At 65.9% G+C, this 17,039-nt stretch carries 17 protein-coding genes and 1 pseudogene; 15 read left to right on the top strand and 3 right to left on the bottom strand.

All coding sequences use genetic code 11. From position 1 onward, the window contains the following. Window positions 1-34 precede the first annotated feature (34 nt). Genes nuoH through G6N38_RS19435 form a run of 8 tightly spaced genes read left to right on the top strand, consistent with a single transcriptional unit; the run spans window position 35 to window position 8,633 of the window. Window positions 35-1,264: an NADH-quinone oxidoreductase subunit NuoH gene (gene nuoH, locus G6N38_RS19470; protein WP_163749700.1), complete on the top strand. Its 1,230-nt coding sequence runs from the start codon at window positions 35-37 to the stop codon at window positions 1,262-1,264. Further along, entirely contained in the window at window positions 1,257-1,820 is a 564-nt protein-coding gene (nuoI, locus tag G6N38_RS19465) for an NADH-quinone oxidoreductase subunit NuoI (protein ID WP_163749699.1), read from the top strand. Before nuoH ends, nuoI begins: the two co-directional genes overlap by 8 nt. A gap of 2 nt (window positions 1,821-1,822) precedes the next feature. Next, a complete protein-coding gene (locus G6N38_RS19460) occupies window positions 1,823-2,563 on the top strand; it encodes an NADH-quinone oxidoreductase subunit J (RefSeq protein WP_163752122.1) in 741 nt (246 codons plus the stop codon). Next, window positions 2,560-2,859, top strand: a complete 300-nt coding sequence (gene nuoK / locus G6N38_RS19455) for an NADH-quinone oxidoreductase subunit NuoK (protein ID WP_163749698.1) — start codon at window positions 2,560-2,562, stop codon at window positions 2,857-2,859. The genes G6N38_RS19460 and nuoK overlap by 4 nt, the downstream gene beginning before the upstream one ends. Next, a complete protein-coding gene (gene nuoL / locus G6N38_RS19450; RefSeq protein ID WP_163749697.1) occupies window positions 2,859-4,742 on the top strand; it encodes an NADH-quinone oxidoreductase subunit L in 1,884 nt (627 codons plus the stop codon). Before nuoK ends, nuoL begins: the two co-directional genes overlap by 1 nt. 5 nt (window positions 4,743-4,747) lie before the next feature. Beyond that, window positions 4,748-6,313, top strand: a complete 1,566-nt coding sequence (locus tag G6N38_RS19445) for an NADH-quinone oxidoreductase subunit M (RefSeq protein WP_163749696.1) — start codon at window positions 4,748-4,750, stop codon at window positions 6,311-6,313. Further along, window positions 6,310-7,872, top strand: coding sequence for an NADH-quinone oxidoreductase subunit NuoN (gene nuoN / locus G6N38_RS19440; protein ID WP_163749695.1), 1,563 nt, complete (start codon window positions 6,310-6,312; stop codon window positions 7,870-7,872). Before G6N38_RS19445 ends, nuoN begins: the two co-directional genes overlap by 4 nt. Then, window positions 7,872-8,633: an enoyl-CoA hydratase gene (locus tag G6N38_RS19435; RefSeq protein ID WP_163749694.1), complete on the top strand. Its 762-nt coding sequence runs from the start codon at window positions 7,872-7,874 to the stop codon at window positions 8,631-8,633. The genes nuoN and G6N38_RS19435 overlap by 1 nt, the downstream gene beginning before the upstream one ends. Window positions 8,634-8,655: 22 nt before the next feature. Here G6N38_RS19435 and G6N38_RS19430 read toward each other — a convergent pair whose 3' ends face one another. Beyond that, window positions 8,656-9,543, bottom strand: coding sequence for an SDR family NAD(P)-dependent oxidoreductase (locus G6N38_RS19430; protein WP_163749693.1), 888 nt, complete (start codon window positions 9,541-9,543; stop codon window positions 8,656-8,658). A gap of 13 nt (window positions 9,544-9,556) precedes the next feature. Beyond that, entirely contained in the window at window positions 9,557-10,159 is a 603-nt protein-coding gene (locus G6N38_RS19425; RefSeq protein ID WP_163749692.1) for a TetR/AcrR family transcriptional regulator C-terminal ligand-binding domain-containing protein, read from the bottom strand. A gap of 42 nt (window positions 10,160-10,201) precedes the next feature. Between G6N38_RS19425 and G6N38_RS19420 the strand changes: the two genes are divergently transcribed. The 4 genes and pseudogenes from G6N38_RS19420 to G6N38_RS19405 all read left to right on the top strand — a co-directional run bounded on the left by G6N38_RS19420 (window position 10,202) and on the right by G6N38_RS19405 (window position 14,245). Continuing rightward, entirely contained in the window at window positions 10,202-11,341 is a 1,140-nt protein-coding gene (locus G6N38_RS19420) for a phosphotransferase family protein (protein ID WP_163749691.1), read from the top strand. Window positions 11,342-11,347: 6 nt separating this feature from the next. Next, window positions 11,348-12,487: an Rv3169 family protein gene (locus tag G6N38_RS19415; protein WP_163749690.1), complete on the top strand. Its 1,140-nt coding sequence runs from the start codon at window positions 11,348-11,350 to the stop codon at window positions 12,485-12,487. 92 nt (window positions 12,488-12,579) lie between these two features. Continuing rightward, window positions 12,580-12,825: pseudogene (locus tag G6N38_RS19410) on the top strand (LLM class F420-dependent oxidoreductase); the annotation flags it as partial. 73 nt (window positions 12,826-12,898) lie between these two features. After that, a complete protein-coding gene (locus tag G6N38_RS19405) occupies window positions 12,899-14,245 on the top strand; it encodes a flavin monoamine oxidase family protein (protein WP_163749689.1) in 1,347 nt (448 codons plus the stop codon). Here the strand turns inward: G6N38_RS19405 and G6N38_RS19400 are convergent. Then, window positions 14,235-15,182, bottom strand: a complete 948-nt coding sequence (locus tag G6N38_RS19400) for an alpha/beta fold hydrolase (protein WP_163749688.1) — start codon at window positions 15,180-15,182, stop codon at window positions 14,235-14,237. The two genes, G6N38_RS19405 and G6N38_RS19400, sit on opposite strands and share 11 nt — an antisense overlap. Before the next feature lie 125 nt (window positions 15,183-15,307). On the opposite strand from G6N38_RS19400, the gene bluB reads away from it, so the two are divergent. The 3 genes from bluB (at window position 15,308) to G6N38_RS19385 (ending at window position 17,019) form a co-directional block, all read left to right on the top strand. Beyond that, window positions 15,308-15,952, top strand: a complete 645-nt coding sequence (bluB, locus tag G6N38_RS19395) for a 5,6-dimethylbenzimidazole synthase (protein WP_163749687.1) — start codon at window positions 15,308-15,310, stop codon at window positions 15,950-15,952. Between the two features lie 280 nt (window positions 15,953-16,232). Next, window positions 16,233-16,469 carry a hypothetical protein gene (locus G6N38_RS19390; RefSeq protein WP_163749686.1) on the top strand — a complete coding sequence of 79 codons (237 nt, stop codon included), beginning with the start codon at window positions 16,233-16,235 and terminating at the stop codon, window positions 16,467-16,469. A 181-nt stretch (window positions 16,470-16,650) separates the two neighbouring features. Then, window positions 16,651-17,019, top strand: coding sequence for an STAS domain-containing protein (locus tag G6N38_RS19385; RefSeq protein WP_163749685.1), 369 nt, complete (start codon window positions 16,651-16,653; stop codon window positions 17,017-17,019). The last annotated feature ends 20 nt before the right edge of the window (window positions 17,020-17,039 follow it).

Genomic DNA, 17,039 nt, shown 5'->3' with positions numbered 1-17,039 from the left:
CGATGCAGAGCGAAGCGATGAGGAGGAGCGGCGCATGATCCCTCCGGATATGACGGTGTTCGGCCTGGATCCGTGGTGGCTGATCATCGTTAAAGCGGTCGCCGTCTTCGCCTTCCTGTTGCTTACCGTGTTGGTGGCGATCCTGCTCGAACGCAAGATTCTGGGCCGCATGCAGATGCGGTACGGGCCCAACCGGGTCGGACCGTGGGGCATCCTGCAATCCCTGGCCGACGGCATCAAACTCGCCCTCAAGGAGGGGCTGACGCCAACCGGGGTGGACAAGCCCATCTATCTGATGGCCCCGGTCATCTCGGTGGTCCCGGCGATCTTGGCCTTCGCGGTGATTCCCCTGGGTCCGGTGGTCTCGGTCTTCGGGCACCGGACTCCGTTGCAGCTCACCGATCTCCCGGTCGCGGTGCTCTACATCTTGGCGGTCACCTCGATCGGGGTGTACGGCATCGTGCTGGCGGGCTGGTCCTCGGGCTCCACCTACCCCTTGTTGGGTGGGTTGCGCTCAAGCGCGCAGGTGATCTCCTATGAGATCGCCATGGCGCTGTCATTCGCTGCGGTGTTCCTCTACGCCGGCACCATGTCCACGTCGGGGATCGTGGCCGCCCAGGAACACACCTGGTACATCTTCCTGCTCCTGCCGTCGTTCGCGGTGTATGTGACGTCAATGGTCGGGGAAACCAACCGGGCCCCGTTCGACCTGCCTGAGGCCGAAGGCGAACTGGTGGGCGGTTTTCACACCGAATACTCCTCGCTGAAGTTTGCGATGTTCATGCTCGCCGAGTACGTGAACATGACCACCGTCTCCGCTCTGGCCACCACCTTGTTCCTCGGTGGCTGGCATGCCCCGTGGCCGATCAGCCTGATCGACGGCGCCAACACCGGATGGTGGCCGCTGATCTGGTTCGTGGCCAAAGTGTGGACTTTCCTGTTCATCTTCATGTGGCTGCGTGCCACCTTGCCCCGGCTGCGCTACGACCAGTTCATGGCACTCGGCTGGAAGCTGCTCATCCCGGTCTCGCTGGTCTGGATCATGATCGTGGCCATCCTGCACACCACCGGCCACGTCGGCATCATTCCCAATGTGATCGCGGCGGCTGCGCTGTTACTCGTCCTGCTCGCGGCGAACGCCCTGCGGCACAGGCTCATCCAACGCAAGACCGTGCCACCACCGCCACCGGCGGATGCCCGGGCATTCCCGATACCCCCGCTGCCCGGCACGGCGGCATCACGCAAGGAGACAGCCGATGCCTAACTTCCTCGATGCGATCAAGGGTTTCGGCGTGACGTTCGGGACGATGTTCAAACCTCCCATCACCGAGGAGTATCCCGAGAAGCCCGGACCGGTCGCACCGCGCTATCACGGCCGCCACCAGCTCAACCGCTATCCCGACGGGCTAGAGAAGTGCATCGGCTGCGAACTGTGCGCCTGGGCGTGTCCTGCCGACGCCATCTACGTCGAAGGTGCGGACAACACCGAGGATGAGCGCTTTTCCCCGGGCGAACGCTATGGGCGGGTTTACCAGATCAACTACCTGCGCTGCATCGGCTGCGGACTGTGCATCGAGGCCTGTCCCACCCGTGCGCTCACCATGACCAACGTCTACGAAATGGCCGACGACAACCGCTCCGACCTGATCTACGGCAAAGACAAACTGCTGGCACCACTGCAGCCTGGGATGCGCCCCCCGCCACACGCCATGGCACCGGGAGCCACCGACGACGACTACTACCTGGGGCGGATCACCCCTTCCGGCGGGCAGGAGCGCAGCGACCCGGGGCATAGGTCAAGCGAGGAGGTGGCTGGGTGACCATGACCCTGCTGGCGGCCGAAACCCTCAGCCGCACATCCACAACGGAGGCGGTGGTGTTCTGGATCCTCGCCGTCATCGCGGTCTCGGGTGCGATCGGCGTCGTCGCTGCCCCCAAGGCGGTGTATGCGGCGATCTTTCTCGCGACGACGATGATCGCGCTGGCAATGATCTACGTCGCGCAGGACGCACTGTTCCTGGGAGTCGTGCAGGTGGTGGTCTACACCGGCGCGGTGATGATGCTGTTCCTGTTCGTGCTGATGCTCATCGGCGTCGACTCGGCCGAGTCGCTGGTGGAAACGATTCGGGGCCAACGCGTTGCGGCAATCGTGGCCGGCCTGGGATTCGGCATTCTGCTGATCGCCGCGATCGGCACGGTGACCACGACGGGATTCGTCGGGCTGGCTGAGGCAAATGCGGGCGGCAACGTGCAGGGTCTGGCAATGCTGATCTTCACTCGCGATCTGTGGGCATTCGAGTTGACCAGCGCGCTGCTGATCACCGCGGCACTGGGCGCGATGGTCCTGGCGCACCGGGAACGTTTCGAGCAGCGAAAGACCCAGCGCGAGTTGGTCGTCGAGCGTTTCCAGACCGGCGCCCGCGCTACCCCGCTGCCCAGTCCCGGGGTGTACGCCCGGCACAACGCCGTGAACACGCTCGCTCGACTACCCGACGGCACAAAGGAGGAATCGTCGGTGAGCACAATCCTTGCGCGGCCCGACAACGGGAACGGCCAACGATGAACCCGGCCAATTACCTGTACCTGTCGGCGTTGTTGTTCACGATCGGCGCCTCCGGGGTGTTGTTGCGGCGCAATGCGATCGTGATGTTCATGTGCGTGGAGTTGATGCTCAACGCCGCGAATCTGGCGTTTGTGACGTTCTCTCGCATGCACGGCCAGCTGGACGGTCAGGTGGTTGCGTTCTTCACCATGGTGGTGGCCGCCTGCGAGGTGGTGGTCGGTCTGGCGATCATCATGACCATCTTCCGCACCCGACGCAGCGCTAACGTCGACGACGCCCACCTGTTGCGGCACTGATGCACACACTGGTGTGGTTGACCATTGCGCTGCCCCTGGCCGGGGCGGTGGTCCTGCTGCTGGGCGGCAAGGCCACCAATGCGTGGGGACATCTTCTGGGCTGTGCCGCCGTGCTCGGCGCCTTTGGCTGTGCGGCGGTGTTGTTCACCCATCTGCTCGGGCTGCCGGGCGACGACCGGGTGGTGCACGACGTGCTGTTCTCCTGGGTGCCGGTCGGCGTCCTGCGGGTGGACTTCGGCCTTCAGCTCGACGCCCTGTCGATGTGCTTCGTACTGCTGATCACCGGGGTGGGTGCCCTCATCCACATCTACTCGATCGGCTACATGAAGTCCGATCCCGGCCGAAGGCGGTTTTTCGGGTACCTCAACCTGTTCGTGGCCGCAATGCTGCTGCTGGTGTTGGCCGACAACTATCTGGGTCTCTACATGGGCTGGGAAGGCGTCGGGCTCGCGTCGTATCTGCTGATCGGGTTCTGGTCCCACAAGCCGTCGGCGGCTACCGCTGCCAAGAAGGCTTTCGTGGTCAACCGCGTCGGCGACATGGGCCTGGCCATCGCATTGATGGTGTTGTTCGCCAGCCTCGGCTCGGTCACCTTCGCCACCGTGTTCGCTGAAGTGCCGGCCATGAGTCAGGGCGCGCTCACCGCTGTCGGCTTGCTGCTGCTCCTGGGTGCCTGCGGCAAAAGCGCGCAGGTGCCGCTGCAGTCCTGGCTCGGCGACGCCATGGAAGGCCCCACCCCGGTGTCGGCGCTGATCCACGCCGCCACCATGGTCACCGCCGGTGTCTACCTCATCGTCCGGTCGGGCCCGATCTTCAACGCCGCGCCTGCTGCTCAGATCGCCGTCGTCACCGTGGGTGCGGTCACCCTGTTGTTCGGGGCGATCATCGGCTGCGCCAAGGACGACATCAAGAAAGCGCTCGCCGCGTCCACGATGTCCCAGATCGGTTATATGGTGCTGGCCGCCGGGCTCGGGCCGGCCGGCTATGCGGTGGCGATCATGCATCTGCTGACCCACGGTTTCTTCAAGGCCGGCCTGTTCCTGGGGGCCGGCTCGGTTATGCACGCGATGGACGACGAGACCGATATGCGCCGCTACGGTGGCCTGCGCACCCTGCTGCCCATCACCTTCGTCACCTTCGGGCTCGGCTATCTGGCGATCATCGGCGTGCCGCCGTTCGCCGGATACTTCTCCAAGGACGCCATCATCGAAGCCGCATTCAACAGCGGTGGCGTCAAAGGCTTTCTGCTGGGCGGCGCGGCGCTGCTGGGCGCCGGGATCACCGCCTTCTACATGACGCGCGTCATGCTCTTGACGTTCTTCGGCCAGCGCCGCTGGAAACCCAATACGCACCCTCACGAATCTCCCGCCACAATGACCGGTCCGATGATCGTGCTGGCTGTCGGCTCGATCGGCGCCGGCGCCCTACTGGCCCTCGGCAATACGCTGCAACACTGGCTCGAACCGGTGGTCGGCAGCCATGAGGCCGAACACATGATCCCGGCCTGGATCATCACTATGACCGCGCTGGGGGTGGTCGCCATCGGGATCGCGGTGGCTTACCGGCAATACGCGATGCACAAGGTGCCCGAGACCGCCCCGCTCGATGTGTCCGCGCTGACCGTCGCGGCACGCAACGATCTCTACGGCGATGCGTTTAACGAGGTGGCGTTCATGCGCAGCGGCCAGGAGCTGACCAAAGGCCTTGTGGTCGTGGATGAGAAGGGCGTCGACGGTGTGACGCAGGGGCTTGCCTACGCAGTCGGCCGCATCTCGGAGCGACTACGTCAGGTGCAGACCGGGTTCGCCCGCTCCTATGCCCTGTCCATGCTGGCCGGTACGGCACTGGTGATCGCCGTCGTCCTGTTCACGGCGTGGAGGTGAGCACCATGACGAACATGCCCTGGCTGACGGTGCTGTGGGCGATCCCCGTGGTCGGCGCGGCGGTGATCATCGTGCTCCCCGCCTCGTTACGGAAGTTCGCGAAGTACGCCGGGGTGGTCGTCTCACTGGCGGTGCTGGCGCTGTCGCTTCTGCTCGCCGTGCGGTTTGACCCGGCGGGCACGCAGTTCCAATTCGTCGAGAACCATCCGTGGATACCGTCATTCGGCACGGGTTACATCCTCGGCATCGACGGTATCGCCCTGGCGCTGGTGGTGCTTACCGCTGTCCTGATGCCGCTGCTGCTGATCGCCGGCTGGAACGACGCCGACGACCGGCTCGGGTTGTCCGGCCGGGCACCGCACAGTTACATCGCGCTGATGCTGGCCGTCGAGGGCATGGTCATGATGTCGCTGGTCGCGCTCGACATCCTGCTGTTCTACGTCTTCTTCGAAGCCATGTTGATCCCGATGTACTTCCTGATCGGCGGGTTCGGCGCCGAGAACAAGTCCAAAGCCGCGGTGAAGTTCTTGCTGTACAACCTGTTCGGCGGGTTGATCATGCTGGCCGCCGTCATCGGGCTCTATGTGGTCACCGCCGCGAGTAAGGCGTTCGACGCCGGCACATTCGACTTCCGCGCCATCGTCGACGCCGTCGCCACCGGGAAGTTCACCATGAGCCCCGGCATCGCCAACGCACTGTTCCTCGGCTTCATGTTCGCGTTCGCGGTGAAGGCCCCGCTGTGGCCGTTCCATCGCTGGCTGCCGGATGCCGCAGTGCAGGCCACGCCCGCGTCGGCGGTGTTGATGATGGCGGTGATGGACAAGGTCGGCACGTTCGGGATGCTGCGTTACTGCCTGCCGTTGTTCCCTGACTCGGCAACGCTGTTCCGGCCGTTGATCATTGCGCTGGCGGTTATCGGGATCGTCTACGGCGCCGTCCTGGCCATCGGCCAGACCGATGTCATGCGGCTGATCGCCTACACCTCGATCAGCCACTTCGGCTTCATCATTCTGGGCATCTTCGTCATGACCAGCCAGGGCCAGGCCGGGTCCACCCTCTACATGGTCAACCACGGCATCTCCACGGCCGCACTGTTCTTGATCGCCGGATTCCTGGTCAGCCGCCGCGGCAGCCGGCTCATCGCCGACTACGGCGGGATCCAGAAAGTCGCACCCATTTTGGCGGGTACGTTCCTGGTGGCAGGTCTGGCGACGCTGTCGCTACCCGGGCTGGCACCGTTCATCAGTGAATTCCTGGTTCTCATCGGCACATTCACCCGCTACCCGGCCTTCGCCGTGATCGCGTCCGCCGCACTGGTCCTTTCGGCGATCTACATCCTGTGGCTCTATCAGCGGATGATGACCGGATCGGTCACCGACGGCAACGAGAAGGTTCGGGATCTGCGTCCACGTGAGCTGCTCGTGGTGGCACCGCTGATCGCGCTGCTGATCGGGCTCGGGGTGTACCCCAAGATCGCCCTGGACGTCATCAACCCCGCGGTCACCGCGACCCTGACGTCGATTCACCAACCCGACCCGGCACCCACCGTCGCGGAGGGAACACGCCCATGAACGCGCCCAGCATCGAATACGCCCAGCTATCCCCGATGTTGATCGTCCTCGGGGTGGCCGTCGCCGGGGTGTTGGTCGAAGCCTTCCTGCCGCGCAAGAGCCGCTATCCCACCCAGGTCACCCTGAGTCTGGCCGGCCTGGTGGCCGCCTTCGTCGCCGTGGTGCTACTGGCCCGCGATCTGCATGGCGGGGTCGGGCAGGCCGTCGTCGTCGGCGCCGTGGCCGTCGATGCCCCCGCGCTGTTCCTGCAGGGCACCATTCTGCTGATCGGCGTGCTGGGCGTCCTGCTGATCGCGGAACGACGAGTGCCAGCCGAGTCCGACAGCGCAGCGGGTTTGGATGCTTTCACCCCCGACGCCTCGGCGGTGCCGGGCAGCATCGCGGAGAAGATCGCCACCAAGGCCGCATTGGTGCAAACCGAGGTTTTTCCGCTGACCATGTTCGCCATCGGCGGCATGATGATCTTCCCCGCCGCCAACGACCTGCTGACGATGTTCGTTGCCCTGGAAGTGTTCTCGCTGCCGCTGTACCTGATGTGCGGGCTGGCCCGCCGGCGGCGGCTGCTGTCTCAGGAAGCTGCTCTGAAGTACTTTCTCCTCGGCGCCTTCTCATCGGCATTCTTCCTGTACGGCATCGCCCTGCTCTACGGCTACGCCAGCACGCTGAGCCTGACCGGTATCGCGCGCGCGATTGACACCAGCACTGACAACACGACGTTGGCCCTGCTCGGTGGCTCCTTGGTCGCGGTCGGCTTGCTGTTCAAGGTCGGCGCCGTCCCGTTCCACTCCTGGATCCCCGACGTCTACCAAGGCGCACCGACTCCCATCACCGCCTTCATGGCTGCGGCCACCAAGGTCGCCGCCTTCGGCGCCATGCTGCGCATCTTCTACGTCGCGCTCCCCGGCCTGAACCACGACTGGCGGCCCGTGCTGTGGGCGGTGGCCATCCTCACCATGGCCGTGGGCACCGTCACCGCGGTGACCCAGACCGACGTGAAACGGATGCTCGCGTATTCCGCTGTCGCACATGCCGGTTTCATCCTGACCGGGGTGATTGCCGCCAACCCCGCGGGCTTGTCAGCCACGCTGTTCTATCTGTTTGCCTACGGGTTCTCCACGCTGGGCGCTTTCGCGGTGGTCAGCGTCGTCCGTGACGTCAACGGTGTCGAGGAGTCCAACATGGCCCGCTGGGCCGGGCTGGGTCGTCGCTATCCCCTTGTCGGCGTGGTGTTCTCACTGTTCCTGCTCGCCTTTGCCGGCATCCCGCTCACCAGCGGGTTCGTCAGCAAGTTCGCAGTGTTCAAGGCCGCCGGGCAAGGTGGGGCCATCCCGCTGGTGGTGGTGGGTGTCATCGCGTCGGCGATCGCCGCATACTTCTACGTGCGGGTGATCGTGCTGATGTTCTTCACCGATCCGCCCGAGGACGCCCCGGAGGTCATCACGCCCAGTTCGCTCAGCGTCGCGACGATCACGCTCACCGCGGCCATCACGTTCGCGCTCGGTGCGCTACCGCAGCCGCTGCTCGACCTCGTCGACCATGCGGCTAGATTCCTGAATTGATGATCCTTCTCAGCGATGACCACGGCGCCGTCCGGGTCTTGACGATGAACCGCCCCGAGGTCCGCAACGCGTTGAGCACCGAGCTGTTTGAGGCGCTATACGCCGCACTTGGCGAAGCTGATGCCGACGACTCGGTCCGTGCCGTGGTGCTCACCGGCACCGATCCGGCGTTCTGCGCGGGTGTCGACCTCAAGCAGGCGCAGAACCTGGGCATGGACTACTTCGGCCGGTTCGACAAGATGAACTGCATGAACGCCATCGTCGCGTTGAGCAAGCCCGTCGTCGGCGCGGTCAACGGCGCGACATTCACCGGCGGGCTGGAGATCGCACTGGCGTGTGACTTCCTGATCGCCTCGGAGCGTGCGGTTTTCGCCGACACCCATGCCCGCGTAGGGATCCTGCCCGGCGGCGGGATGACGGCGCGGCTGCCGCGGCTGGTCGGTTCCGGGATGGCGCGGCGGCTGTCGATGACCGGCGAGGTGGTCGATGCGCACCGCGCCGAACGGATTGGACTGGTCACCGAAGTAGTTGCCCACGAACAGCTTCTGCCGCATGCTCTCGAACTCGCCGGCCAGATCGCGGAGGTGCCCGCACCGACCATGGCGGGCCTCAAGGAGATCTATCGCACCGGAGCCGAGGCCGTCACCGGGCCGGCACTGAAGGCCGAACGCGCGGTGGCCGGCGCGGCTTCGGTGGACACCGGGCAGCTCGCCGCCCGCCAGCGTGAAGTCGCCGAGCGCAACAAGCGTCAGATCCACTAGCGCCCGCAGCTGCGATTCACCGCTAGCCCAATGCGGAGGCGGTGTTCGTGAACGGCGCGAAACTGCCGTCGAGCACTTCGAGGTGCCCGATGGTGCGGCCCGTCACGACATTCGCATCGACCAGCGCAAGTTCGGTTGCCGCGCAGGCAAACTCGTCCTCCGGTGACACACTGGCGAAGTCATTGCGGTAATACGAGAGGCCCGGTGTCGGGATGGGGCGCGACGGCGCCAACGCATTGACGGCGATGTTGTGCCGTTGCAGATCGTAAGCCGCACACCAGGTCAGGTGCTCCAGCGCTGCCTTGGACCCGCCGTAGCCGGGCAGCACTCCGCCCGCGAAGTTCGAGTACGGTCCGTCGCCTGGTACCCGGGAAGCCACCGACGTCACGTTGATGATCGAGCCGACGCCCGCGGAGAACATATCCGGGCACACCAGCTGAATCAGCTCGTAGGAGGCGAAGACACCGATCTCGAAGTGCCGGCGATAAGCACTCGGCGGGATCGCCAGGAAGCCGGGCCAGTCGGCGTTGGCCGCACCCGGTGCGCCCTTCGGTTTGGCCTGTTTTGATGCGGCGTCAGGCTTGGGCGGGCGGCCCGGAGCGGTGAACGCGGCGTTGTTGACCAGGATCGTGATGGGCCCCAGGGCCCCGCGGACTTCAGCGACCAGTCGAGGAAGGTCATCGCGCTCGAGCAGGTCGGCGGCGATCGCCACGGCCCGTCCGCCGGCGGCTTCGATGGCCGCAACGGTCTCGCCGATGGTGCCCGGCAGCCGTTCATCCCACTGCTGTTCAGTTCGAGCCACCACCGCCACCGCGGCCCCCTCCGCGGCCAGAGCCAGCGCGGTCGCGCGGCCGAGTCCGCGGCTGGCTCCGGTGACGATGGCAGTTCGGCCGGCCAGTCGTCCTGTCATCCCATACCTCCGCTTAGAGCGCCACCCCGTGCACCAGGATGGCCGCCGTTTGGTCTACCCAGCTCGCGTCGAGAACGTCTTCGGGGCGTAATAACAACCGCATCATCGTCGCACCCCCGATCAGTTCGATGAGCCGTTCGGGGTCGACGTCGGCGTGAACTTCGCGGCAGTGCACCGCCTCCACCAGGCGATCACGCACCGCGGCGAACACGTCGGTGAACCGGGCCATCACCCGAGCGTTCAGATCCGCGTCGCCGCTCATATCGGCGATAAGACCGGGCAGCGCGGCGCGCACCACCGGGCTGGTGAAGACGTCACGGGTGGCGGCGAGCATGGCACGCACATCGGCGGCGATATCGCCCGCGGGTGTTGCCAGGGCGGTGGGCGCGGTTGGGAAGGCGGCTTCGTGAACCAGCTCCGCCTTACTGGACCAGCGCCGGTACAAGGCAGTCTTCGTCGTCCCCGCCCGCTCGGCGACCGCCGCCAAAGTCAGATTCGGATAACCGATTTCGACAAGCAGCTCCGCGGTCGCACGCAATATGGCAGCGTCGATACGCGGATCGCGGGGCCGCCCCGGGACCGCGGTCTTGTCAAGCGAAGACGCGTCTGCTTTCATAACGCTACCCACCGTATCGTAATTGGGTTGGAGAGGACAAAGGTGACCAACCAACCGACCGTAGAAACCGACGTCGAGCGGTTACAGCGATCCGGCCGTGACGTCAGCACCATTCCCGCGGTGCTCTCGCAGTGGCTGTCCACCGTCATGCCCGGCGGCGTGAAACCGGAGGTGACCGTCGAGAGCGGCATCGACTCCAATGGCATGTCGTCGGAGACGATCATCCTGACCGGCCGCTGGGAAGAAGACGGCGAGAAGGTCGAAGAGAAGTGGGTGGCCCGGGTGGCACCCACCGAGGAAGACGTTCCGGTGTTCATCACCTACCGGATGGACCATCAGTTCGACGTCATCCGGCTGGTCGGGGAACTGACCGACGTGCCGGTTCCGAAGGTGCGCTGGATCGATTCGACCGGCACGGTGCTCGGCGCTCCCTTCTTCCTGATGGACCACGCCTCGGGCATCGTTCCGCCGGATGTGATGCCGTACACCTTCGGCGGCAACTGGTTTGCCGATGCGCCCGTCGAACAACAGCGCACACTGCAGGATACGACCGTCGAGGTTCTGGCCAAACTGCACTCAATCCCCAACGCGGCCGACACATTCGGCTTCCTCACCGAGGCAGTGCCCGAGGGCGACACGCCATTGCGCCGTCAATTGAACTGGCTCAAGGGCTGGTACGAATTCGCCGTCCCCGACATCGGTCGCTCACCGCTGGTCGAGACCGCCCTGGGCTGGCTGGAGGACAACTTCCCCGCCGACGTCGCTGCCGGAGAAACAGTCCTGGCGTGGGGTGACTCGCGAGTCGGCAACGTCCTCTACGAAGACTTCCGTCCCGTCGCGGTGCTGGACTGGGAGATGGCGACGCTGGGTCCGCGCGAGTTGGACGTGGCGTGGATCATCTTCGCGCACATGGTGTTCCAGGAACTTGCCGGACTGGCCGGGATGCCCGGGCTGCCGGATGTGATGCGCGAGGATGACGTTCGCGCCACCTATCAGAAGCTGACCGGCGTCGAACTCGGAGACCTGAGATGGTTCTACGTCTATTCCGGGGTGATCTGGTGCTGTGTGTTCATGCGCACCGGTGCGCGGCGCGTGCACTTCGGCGAGATCGAGAAGCCTGAAGACGTCGAGTCGACGTTCTACCACGCCGGCCTGCTGCGCCGGCTCATCGAGGAGGCATAGGCGCCAATGCTCGGACCGCTCGACGAATATCCCGTCCACCAGGCGCCGCTGCCGATCGCCTGGCCGGGATCATCGGACCGAAACTTCTACGACCGCAGCTACTTCAACGCCCACGACCGCACCGGGGACATCTTCCTAATCACCGGCCTTGGCTACTACCCGAACCTCGGGGTCAAGGACGCCTACGTGCTGGTCGCCCGCCGCGGAGGCGGCAAATACGGCGCAAGTGGTGACACGCAGACCGCGGTGCACGTGTCCGATGCCATCGATCAGGACCGGCTCAACCAGCACGTCAACAGCTACCGCATCGAGGTCATCGAGCCGCTGCAGAAGGTGCGGATCGTGATGGAGGAGACCGAAGGCATGGCGGTCGACCTCACCTGGGAAGGCCTGTTCCCGGTCGTGCAAGAGCAGCCGCACATCATGCGTCAGGGCAATCGAGTGACGCTGGATGCGCAGCGGTTCGCCCAATTGGGTTCGTGGGCGGGGCATATCGCCATTGACGGTGAGGAAATCACCGTCGACCCGTCGGTCTGGATCGGCAGCCGCGACCGGTCCTGGGGCATCCGTCCGATCGGGGAAGCCGAGCCTGCGGGACGGCCGGCCGATCCCCCATTCGAGGGCATGTGGTGGCTGTACGTGCCGATGGCCTTCGAGGACTACGCGATCGTGGTCATTATCCAGGAGGCCCCGGACGGCTTCCGTTCACTCAACGACTGCACCCGGATCTGGCGCGACGGCCGGGTCGAGCAGCTGGGCTGGCCGCGGGTGAAGATCCATTACCGCTCGGGCACCCGCATCCCTACCGGGGCAACCATCGAGGCGACCGACGCCAAGGGTGCGCCGTTGCGGTTTGATGTGGAGTCCAAGCTCCCCTGCCCGATCCACGTGGGTGGCGGCTACGGCGGCGACTCGGATTGGATCCACGGCGTGTGGAAGGGCGAGAAGTTCGCCGAGCGGCTCACCTACGACATGAACGACCCGGCGATCATCGGGCGTTCGGCCTTCGGGGTGATCGACCACGTCGGACGCGCGGTCTGCCACGACGGCAACTCGTCGGCCGAAGGCTGGGGGCTGTTCGAACACGGTGCGCTGGGCCGTCACGATCCGTCCGGCTTCGCGGACTGGTTGACGGTCGCACCCTAGAGCTTTCAATCCCGGAAGGCGTGATTACGCCGTGAAAGTCATGACTGCCCTGTATGGGCCGACCGATGCCGTCGACCGCGCGCGGGCGTTGCGCGACGCGTGATGGCCTGGCCGCCGCGGGGCGCACGGAGTCGTCGTTCGCGGTGGTGCCCGAGATCATTCTGTCGGCCGGCGAGGATCACGACGCGACGCGGCGGTTGCTGGCGTTTTACGGGTCCACCCCGGCCTACCGCCCGGTGCTGGACATTCACGGCTGGGGCGATCTGCAGCCGGAGCTGAATTCGATGTCCAAACAAGGCAAATGGCTGGAGATGGCCGGGCTGATCAGCGAGCGAGTCGAGCCCGATCGCGATCGACACACTGGCCGAGATCGTCGACGAACTGGCCCGCTGAGAAGCCGGGACGGGCACCATGGGCGGGGTGGGTTATGACGTTGTGGTCGTCGGCGCGGGCTTCGCAGGCCTGGTGGCGGCGCGTGAGCTGGTAAAAAGCGGGTTCGACGTCGTGGTGCTGGAGGGCCGCGACCGCGTCGGCGGACGTTCGAGCACCACGACGCTGGCCGGCGTTCCCGTCGACCTCGGCGGCACCTTCGTCGGCCCCACCCAGGACGAGGTCCTGGCACTGGCCAAGGAACTCGGCTGCCCCACCGAACCGACTTACTGCGACGGCGCCAACGTCATCCGGTGGCGCGGCAAGGTGCGGTCGTACCGCGGCACGGTTCCCCGGCTGTCGGTGTTTCAGCTGCTCGACATCGCCCGGATCCAGTGGCAGGTCGGGCGGCTCGGCAGGGACGTCGACATCACGAGGCCGTGGGAGGCCCCCAGAGCCAAACAGCTCGACGGCACGACGTTGGCGGGCTGGTTGCACTCGGTGGGCGCCAGCGCCTCCTCCCGGGACCTGTTGGCCATCATGGCGCGGGTGACCTGGGGCGCCGAGCCCGACGACGTGTCGATGTTGCACGCCGTGCGCTACGTGAAGGCCGCGGGCGGTCTGGATCGCATGCTCGACGTGGTCGGCGGCGCCCAGCAGGACCACTTCCCCGGCGGTACTCAACAGATCGCACTCAAGATGGCTGCCGAGTTGGGTGACCGGGTCCGGCTCGACTGTGTCGTCTCCCGAATCGAGTGGTCCGACGATGCGGTGGCGGTGATGTCCTCAGGTGGTGTGGTCGAGGGACGGCGCGCAATCCTGGCGATTCCGCCGGCGCACCGCCAAGGTATCGACATCGCCCCCGCACCGCCGCTCGGCTATCAGCAGCTGGCCCAACGCTGGCCACAGGGCGCCCTGAGCAAGGCCTACGCCGCCTATTCCCGGCCATTCTGGCGGGACAAACACCTGTCCGGTCAGGCGCTGTCCGATCAGGGGCCGGTGTTCATCACCTTCGATGTCAGCCCCGGGGACGACGGTCCAGGAGTCCTGCTCGGCTTCGTCGACTCCCGCGGGTTCGACGCGCTGCCCCCGGACCAGCGCCGCCAAGCCGCGCTCAAGGGATTCGCCGCGTTGTTCGGCCCCGACGCCGAGAGCCCTATCGAGTACCTCGACCATTGTTGGGGCGCAGAGACTTTCGCTGCCGGCGGGCCGACGGCAGCGGTGCCGCCGGGGGCGTGGACAGAATTCGGGCCGCTGCTGCGCGAGCCGGTCGGTCCGTTGCACTGGGCCGGCACCGAGACCGCCGATGAGTGGACGGGGTTCCTGGATGGCGCGGTGCGCTCCGGGCAGCGCGCGGCGGCCGAAGTCGCCGCGACCCTCAGGAGCTGATGCGCCGCTGCGTGGACACTGATTCGGCCAGCGTCCGCAGGTGCGCGTTGACCGCCTCAGGGTGTTCCAGGATGGCGCAGTGCCCGCCCGGCATCTCGACCAGTTCGACCAGGTTGGGGGCGGCGTCGGCGATCTTGCGGGCTTGGCACATCGGCAGCAACCGGTCTTTGCTGCTCCCGATGACCAGGGTCGGCACGGTCAGACCGGTGAGGTCGATGTGGCGGGGCCCCATCTCGTCGACAAGCACGCGCGCCCAGGCCCCACGCCCAGCCGCCGGGGTGGTGGCGAAGAGCTCATGGATGAGGTCGGCGACGGCAGGGTCGGCCCCCGCGCCGACGGCCATCATCGCGACGAACCAGCGGCTGCCGGGCTGGGCGCCCCGTACCAACGGTGCCCCGCCGAACGCCCTGATCACCTGGCGCGCGGCCAGCGACCGGCCGCCGGCCAACATGGGCGGCACCCGCAACAGGTTGATCTCTTTGAGCAGGTCACCAGTGGTGGTGTTGATGAGGGCGACGGCGTCGGCACGCTGTGCAACCCGGTGCCGGTAGCGGTCGGACCAGGCGCTGATCGCGATCCCGCCCATCGAGTGTCCGGCGATGACGGCCCGCTCCCCCGGTCGCAGGGTGGCCGACAGGACGGCATCCAGATCACTGGCGAGGTGGCCGAGGCTGTACGACGACCGAGGGGCCAACCCACTACGGCCATGCCCGCGATGGTCGTAGGCGATCACCCGGTAGTCACGCGACAGGTCATTGATCTGTTCGTGCCAGACCCGGATGGCGCAGGTGATGCCGTGCGCCAGCACGATCGGGTAGCCGTCATCGGGGCCGAAGACCTCGGTGTGCAGGCGGGTACCGTCGGCGGCCTTGACCTCGAGGGTTTGACTGGGCGGCAACGTGGGTCCGCTGAGAACGGCCGCATGGGACATCGACATGATTCCCCCTTGCTCGGCGCGGCGACGCTGCCCCACCGGGACTATCAGAGTAGCTGTCAGCACCCGGCTGATCTGGTAGACCGCGCCCGTCGTTACCGCTCCGTGCCGCTCTTTAGGATGACCCGGTGACCGACCACGCGTTCACCGCCGCGGAACGCCGAGCCATCTACCGGGTGATCAACGAACGCAGGGACATGCGCAGGTTCAGCCCCGGCGCCACGGTGCCCGAAACGGTGCTGGCCCGGCTACTCGCGGCCGCTCATGCCGCCCCCAGTGTTGGTCTGATGCAGCCCTGGCGGTTCCTGCGGATCACCGACGACGGTCTACGGCGCACGATTCACGCCCTGGTCGACGAGGAACGTCAGCAGACGGCGGCTGCCTTGGGCACGCGATCCGCGGAGTTCCTGGCGCTGAAGGTCGAAGGCATCCTCGACTGCGCCGAACTGCTGGTGGTCGCCCTCGGTGATGACCGCGACGAGCACGTCTTCGGCCGACGCACGATGCCCCACATGGACCTGGCCTCGGTGTCGTGCGCCATTCAGAACATGTGGCTTGCCGCCCGCGCCGAAGGTCTCGGCATGGGCTGGGTCTCGATCTTCGATCCGCGGCGCCTCGGCGAACTACTCGAAATGCCGGTCGACGCCGAGCCGGTGGCGATCCTGTGCCTTGGTCCGGTACCCGACTTCCCCGATCGGCCCGCTCTGGAGATCGACGAGTGGACGTTCGGCCGCCCGCTCGCCGAGTTCGTCAGCGAGAACCGTTGGGGCTAGCCGGATTTCGGCCTATCTGTCGACCGTAGCGCAACCCAGGTACGGAATGCTGCCGGAAGCGCCATTCGGACCAGCGGTGGCTACCCCGCAGGGGCTGCCATCTGGGTTGACGCAACCCGGTTCGGCTCCGGCCGGCGGAGCGCCCGCGATCGCAGCGGCCGCAGCACCAGTGAGGAAAATCGTGACAAGAGACATCGTCTTCGGTGCCATGCGCCCAGATACACCGGAATTGATGCGGAGAAACGCAAATCCCGCCGCGCTTTCGACTACAACTAAGCAGATGAAGACACTGTTCGCCGCCGGGATGACGGCCGCGGCGCTGCTGTTGGCCCCGTCGGCTCACGCCGATGACGTGTTCGGCCCCAACGTCGTCGTCGGCCCGAATGTCGAGGTCGGTCCCGGCATCACTTTCGCCGACCCGCTCGATGCAGCAGCCCAAGCCGCGGCTGGACGAGAGCCTTGTTTCGCCCCCGACGGCTCGACGTTCTACACGCCTGGCGACGCCCCCTGCACCTGAGCCAGTACGCGAATCGGCGCCCGAGGTGTAAGCTGGCCGAAGGTTGACTTTCCAGCCGCGGTATTCGTCGCAGGCGAGCGGTGTGCCTCCCACCCGCTATGCGAAGCCTTTCGTGCGTGTTCCACAGAAGCTTTTGCTTTCCTTCTAGTGCTCACTTGGAGCCGACTCAATGTCTTCTTCTATGTCCGGTTCGCCTATCGACGGCGGAACCCGAAGTCCACTGCAACTCGTCACCGAATGGCTGAGCACCACTGACGTTCGGATCACCGTCGCCGGCAACGTCGACATGTGCACGGCCCAGCAACTCAGTGACTATGTATTCCGCCGGGCAGGCAACTGCAAGCTCCTGACTCTCGATATGACCCGAGTGACGTTCTTTGACTGCGCTGGATTTTCGGCGCTCGCCAACATCGACGAGCGTTGCCAGCAGGCCAATGTCACGTGGATGATCCAAGCGGCGCCGTGCATGTCACGCGTCGTGAACATCTGTGATCCGTTCAACGAACTGCCGATGGCCAGTGGCGGCCAGTTCGAATCAGCCTGTGCCTGAAAGGGGACACTTCATGGACC

Origin of the sequence: Mycolicibacterium helvum (assembly GCF_010731895.1) — a bacterium.
Classification (GTDB): Bacteria; Actinomycetota; Actinomycetes; order Mycobacteriales; family Mycobacteriaceae; genus Mycobacterium; species Mycobacterium helvum.
Note: the sequence above shows the minus strand (reverse complement) of the source record. Positions and strands in the feature narration are given on the sequence as shown.

Coding starts and splice junctions, on each gene's coding strand:
- nuoH (WP_163749700.1), top strand. CDS start 35: ATGATCCCTCCGGATATGACGGTGTTCGGCCTGGATCCGTGGTGGCTG.
- nuoI (WP_163749699.1), top strand. CDS start 1,257: ATGCCTAACTTCCTCGATGCGATCAAGGGTTTCGGCGTGACGTTCGGG.
- G6N38_RS19460 (WP_163752122.1), top strand. CDS start 1,823: ATGACCCTGCTGGCGGCCGAAACCCTCAGCCGCACATCCACAACGGAG.
- nuoK (WP_163749698.1), top strand. CDS start 2,560: ATGAACCCGGCCAATTACCTGTACCTGTCGGCGTTGTTGTTCACGATC.
- nuoL (WP_163749697.1), top strand. CDS start 2,859: ATGCACACACTGGTGTGGTTGACCATTGCGCTGCCCCTGGCCGGGGCG.
- G6N38_RS19445 (WP_163749696.1), top strand. CDS start 4,748: ATGACGAACATGCCCTGGCTGACGGTGCTGTGGGCGATCCCCGTGGTC.
- nuoN (WP_163749695.1), top strand. CDS start 6,310: ATGAACGCGCCCAGCATCGAATACGCCCAGCTATCCCCGATGTTGATC.
- G6N38_RS19435 (WP_163749694.1), top strand. CDS start 7,872: ATGATCCTTCTCAGCGATGACCACGGCGCCGTCCGGGTCTTGACGATG.
- G6N38_RS19430 (WP_163749693.1), bottom strand. CDS start 9,543: ATGACAGGACGACTGGCCGGCCGAACTGCCATCGTCACCGGAGCCAGC.
- G6N38_RS19425 (WP_163749692.1), bottom strand. CDS start 10,159: ATGAAAGCAGACGCGTCTTCGCTTGACAAGACCGCGGTCCCGGGGCGG.
- G6N38_RS19415 (WP_163749690.1), top strand. CDS start 11,348: ATGCTCGGACCGCTCGACGAATATCCCGTCCACCAGGCGCCGCTGCCG.
- G6N38_RS19405 (WP_163749689.1), top strand. CDS start 12,899: ATGGGCGGGGTGGGTTATGACGTTGTGGTCGTCGGCGCGGGCTTCGCA.
- G6N38_RS19400 (WP_163749688.1), bottom strand. CDS start 15,182: ATGTCGATGTCCCATGCGGCCGTTCTCAGCGGACCCACGTTGCCGCCC.
- G6N38_RS19390 (WP_163749686.1), top strand. CDS start 16,233: ATGAAGACACTGTTCGCCGCCGGGATGACGGCCGCGGCGCTGCTGTTG.
- G6N38_RS19385 (WP_163749685.1), top strand. CDS start 16,651: ATGTCCGGTTCGCCTATCGACGGCGGAACCCGAAGTCCACTGCAACTC.